General features: G+C 72.8%; 1 pseudogene. It reads left to right on the top strand.

The features are described 5' to 3' along the window. Positions 1-1,806: pseudogene (locus U9983_RS16470) on the top strand (WD40 repeat domain-containing protein); the annotation flags it as partial. Positions 1,807-1,877: the final 71 nt, after the last annotated feature.

The raw sequence follows: 1,877 nt of genomic DNA, 5'->3' as shown, positions 1-1,877 counted from the left end.
AACTGGGTCGGGTCGGTGGGGTGGGCGACCGGCCCCGACGGCCGGCTACTACTCGCCTCCGGCAGCGCCGCCACGGTGCGGATCTGGGATCCGCACACCGGCCACCTCCTGCACACCCTGACCGGCCACACCAGCTTGGTCGAATCGGTGGGGTGGGCGACCGGCCCCGACGGCCGGCTGCTACTCGCCTCAGGCAGCGACGACGACACGGTGCGGATCTGGGATCCGCACACCGGCCACACCCTGCACACCCTCACCGGCCACACCAGCACGGTCCGGTCGGTGGGGTGGGCGACCGGCCCCGACGGCCGGCTGCTACTCGCCTCAGGCAGCGACGACGACACGGTGCGGATCTGGGATCCGTACACCGGCCACCTCCTGCACACCCTCACCGGCCACACCGGCGAGGTCTGGTCGGTGGGGTGGGCGACCAGCCCCGACGGCCGGCTGCTACTCGCCTCAGGCGGCTACGACGCCACGGTGCGAATCTGGACGGTGACCCTCCCGCCACAGTCGGACACCGCCGCCACGGCCGATCCGGATCCGCCACGGTGGCACACCGCCGCCACCGGACTGCTCCAACTCGGCGCGGGGGGACTATGGCCACCACTGTCCCTCGTCCACGACCTGATAGCCCTCACCAGCCACACCGGCGACACGACCAGCACGGACAACCCGGACCGGGCGCTGTACGACCCCCGACTACACACACTGGCCGACCATCCCGGGATCCACCGCCTGCGCGCGCTGGCCTGGCCGCCGTCCGCCCGAGTCGGGTTCGCCGCCCTACTCACCGCCGACCTACCCCCCAACCCCGCCTACACACCCCCACCGGGCAGCACCCCCACCGGCCAACGCGACCTGCTACACACCGCCCTGCACAGCCCGACCACCCATCCGACACCCCCACCGGTCAACCCCGACCGACTCCACACCGCCGCCGACCACCTCACCGGCCGGCTCACCGCCCTGCTCACCATCGTCGGACCCGACGCGATCACCACCGACCCCACCCTGCCGCTACGGCTCCGCGACCGCGCCCCGACCATGCCCCCCCTGACCGGCACACACCTCACCCTGCTCGCCGACGCCACCGCCACCCTGACCACCAGCAGCCACCGTGACCACGCCGCCACCGCCATCCACAACCCCGGCAGCGCCGGCATCACCCACCACGGCACGATCAGCAACCTGCTGCCGTCCCAACTCGCCCTCCCCGCCGACGCTTTCAGCCTGCGCCTCGCCCGCGGCGACCTCCTCTACCGACTCCACACCGCCACCCCCACATCCCCACCCCAACCCGTCACGATCATCCTCGACACCACCCCACCCACGTTCGGACCCGTCGAAACCGTCCTCCGCCTGACCGCACACCTGCTCACCGTCACCCTCTGGCGCACCGGCCAGCACCCCACCCTCATCACCCTCGACCAACCCGGCCTCCCCCGCCCCCTCAGCAACCCCGCAGACCTGACCACCCTCTGGACCAGCCGCACCCTGCACCCCCCCAACCTGCACACCGCGCTGCGCACCGCCAGCCACACCCCTCACCCCACCACCGTGATCCTCACCCACCACCACCTCGCCCACGACCACCCCGTCCACCCCGGACCCCACCTGCGACTCCTGACCACCCACCCCCCCGACACCCCACCCCCCAACCCGGGCACCACCCACACATCCCGCACCGCCACCGCCACCGCAGACGGCCGGTACCACCGCCACCTCCCACCCCACCCCGACGCGGCCACCCTCACCGACGCCATCCACGCCCTACTCACCCCGACCGCCGACAACCAGACCTGAAGCGATCCCGAGCGGGTCGAGTGGGCCGCCCACCGGCAGGCGCTGGCCCAGGCCGGCAGCAGCCTGACCGT

Source organism: Protofrankia sp. Cas3 (assembly GCF_963555955.1).
Classification (GTDB): domain Bacteria; phylum Actinomycetota; class Actinomycetes; order Frankiales; family Frankiaceae; genus Protofrankia.
The sequence above is the reverse complement of the archived record's forward strand: the minus strand, read 5'-3'. Positions and strand labels throughout refer to the sequence as shown.